We start from the raw sequence: 2,781 nt of genomic DNA on the forward strand, positions 1-2,781 counted from the left end.
ATCCAGAACCGGCTCGGTATGCATCACGGCTTTGCCTTCGACATGCAGGCGGTCTGTTCGGGTTTCGTCTATGCCGTGACCACCGCCGATCTCTACATCCGCGGCGGCCTGGCCAAGCGTGTCCTGGTGATCGGGTCCGAAACATTCTCGCGCATTCTCGACTGGAGCGACCGGTCGACCTGTGTGCTGTTCGGAGACGGCGCCGGTGCCATGATCCTGGAAGCGGGCGAGGGCGCGGGCACGATCGCCGACCATGGCGTTCTGGCGGCCAGCCTGCGCTCCGACGGCACGCACAAGGACAAGCTTTTTGTCGATGGCGGGCCGTCGACGACGGGTACGGTCGGCCATCTCCGGATGGAGGGCCGCGAAGTCTTCAAGCACGCGGTCGGCATGATCACCGACGTCATCGAGGCGACGTTCGCGCAAGCCGGTATCTCAGCCGAGGATCTCGACTGGTTCGTGCCGCACCAGGCCAATAAACGAATTATTGACGCTTCCGCCAAGAAGCTCGGGATAGCTGAGCAAAAGGTGGTGGTTACGGTCGATTTGCACGGTAACACCTCGGCTGCTTCCGTGCCGTTGGCGCTGTCGGTGGCCGTTGCCGACGGCCGCATCAAGAAGGGCGATCTCGTCCTCCTGGAAGCGATGGGTGGCGGCTTCACCTGGGGCGCTGTCCTGGTTCGCTGGTAAGTGCCGAACGGTCCAGTTTCGGTCCTTGACCTTGACGGATCAATTACTTAGGCTCTGCCGTTGTTGTGCCGAATTTTATGTTTTGAGCTGATGGGACGGTCGCATGGGGGGAAAGACACTTACGCGCGCCGACCTTGCCGAGGCAGTTTACCGGAAGGTCGGCCTGTCGCGCACTGAATCGGCCGAACTCGTCGAAGCGGTGCTGGATGAAATCTGCGAAGCCATCGTGCGCGGCGAAACGGTGAAGCTGTCGTCCTTCGCGACATTCCACGTCCGCTCCAAGAACGAGCGTATCGGCCGCAATCCCAAGACTGGCGAGGAAGTGCCGATCCTGCCGCGTCGGGTGATGACCTTCAAGTCGTCCAACGTGCTGAAGAGCCGTATCTTGCGCTCCCATCAGAGCGGCAAGGCCAAAAGCGGCAAGTAATCCTAGAGCGCGGTTGAAAACCGCCACCGCCATGACGCCGGGCTTGAATATTGCTTCATAAACCGCTGAAATAAGCCCCGATTCGGCAGCTAGGCCGGATCATCGTCCAGCGTGAGGATTCGCCCATGGACAAGAGCCCCGACGCCTTTCGTACCATCAGCGAGGTCGCCGAAGATCTCGATTTGCCGCAGCATGTGCTGCGCTTCTGGGAAACGCGTTTCAACCAGATCAAGCCGATGAAGCGCGGCGGCGGCCGTCGTTACTACCGGCCGCAGGATGTCGAGCTGATCAAGGGCATCCGTCACATGCTCTACGACCAGGGCTACACCATCAAGGGCGTGCAGAAGCTGTTGCGCGAGAACGGCAACCATTTCCTGGTTGCCATCGGCAATGGCGACATGGCCGCCGTCGAGGCGATCTCGCAGCGAAGGCAGGCTGACCAGGTGCCGCTGACGCCGGCGGCCCAGCCGCGCAGCATGGACGACGAACTGGTCGGCCAGCCGCGCGTCAAACCCAGCCGTCGCTTTTTCGGCCTGGGCAAGAGCGACGAGGACGGTCCGGTGCAGCCGGATGCATCGAAACTCTCGCGCGACAACAGGGCCTTGCTGCAGGAGGCGTTGTTCGACCTCCTGGAATGCAAGCGCCTGCTTGATCAGGTGCGCTGACCGCAGCCCGACGCGATAGTTCGAAACCGGAACCCGTCTTCCGGTGAGGCGTTACGTTTCCTTCTGCAAGTGAAGGAAACACATCATGGCATCATTTTCGACCCTCTCGGACATCGATCTCGACAGGCAGGTCGCGGCTCTCACCAAAGAACTGGCCAGCTTGAAGAGGGCTGTGGCAAGGCGAGGCGGCGCCTACTACGAGGACGGTCGCGATGCAGCCTTCGACACCTATTCCGATCTTGCGGGGCGTCTGCGCGACGCCATGCCGGCACTGCGTAAACAGGGCAGGGTGATCGAGAGGTCGGCCCGCGACCATCCGGCGGCTGCCGCTGCTGTCGGCCTTGTGGTGCTCGGTCTTGTCGCCAGTCTGCTGTTCAGCCGGCGCTGAGGCGGTGCTTCTGATGGTTGAGGTAGCTGGCGCCGTCATTCGACGAACTTGGTGCGCCCAAATCGTGTCGAGCTAACGCGCCGCAATGCCAAGGGAAGACCGGCCTTGGACAGGAAGCCAAGGCCGGTCTTCTCGGTGGCAGTTTGCGGTGCTTAGGCCTTGTTTCCGATCACATGGTGGTGGTGGCGGTGATGATGGTGATGGCGGACATGGTGGCGATGATGATGGTGGTGACGATGGTGCTTTGCCATCGGCGCCGCATCCGCACTCGTCGCACCGATGACGGGCACCGTGAAAGCCAATGCAACTGCAAGCCCGAGGGCCGAGAGGAGGGACTTCTTCATGGATCGTTTCCTTTTGTTTCGCGGGCGCATATGGATCGGGGCGATAGCCCGGCCGCCGCGAATGGAATTACGCGCCTGAATTTTTTCGTCAGTATTTCCCGATTGTAGAATTTTGTTTCTGGACTGTTTCTGCCCAATCCAGCCTCCCGCCACCATGCACGGCAAGATCGAGAGGCGGCCATTGGCCGCCTGTCCGACTACATCGGCGGCACGACGCCGTTGGTCCCGACCACGACGCGGCTGGCGCTCAGCGCGCCGTCACTACCC

The 2,781-nt window shown here is 61.5% G+C and carries 4 protein-coding genes; all 4 read left to right on the forward strand.

Annotated features, from left to right (window positions below):
* Positions 1-690 (forward strand): beta-ketoacyl-ACP synthase III (locus EN884_RS31840; RefSeq protein ID WP_164895286.1); only part of this gene is annotated, 690 nt, incomplete at its 5' end.
* 103 nt (positions 691-793) lie between these two features.
* Positions 794-1,117, forward strand: coding sequence for an integration host factor subunit alpha (locus EN884_RS31845; protein ID WP_013532231.1), 324 nt, complete (start codon positions 794-796; stop codon positions 1,115-1,117).
* A gap of 125 nt (positions 1,118-1,242) precedes the next feature.
* Entirely contained in the window at positions 1,243-1,782 is a 540-nt protein-coding gene (locus EN884_RS31850; protein WP_063167770.1) for a MerR family transcriptional regulator, read from the forward strand.
* 85 nt (positions 1,783-1,867) lie between these two features.
* On the forward strand, positions 1,868-2,170 hold the full coding sequence (locus EN884_RS31855; protein WP_013532229.1) for a hypothetical protein: 303 nt from the start codon (positions 1,868-1,870) through the stop codon (positions 2,168-2,170).
* Positions 2,171-2,781: the final 611 nt, after the last annotated feature.

It is taken from the genome of Mesorhizobium sp. M7A.F.Ca.AU.001.01.1.1, assembly GCF_004022735.1.
Classification (GTDB): Bacteria; Pseudomonadota; Alphaproteobacteria; order Rhizobiales; family Rhizobiaceae; genus Mesorhizobium; species Mesorhizobium ciceri.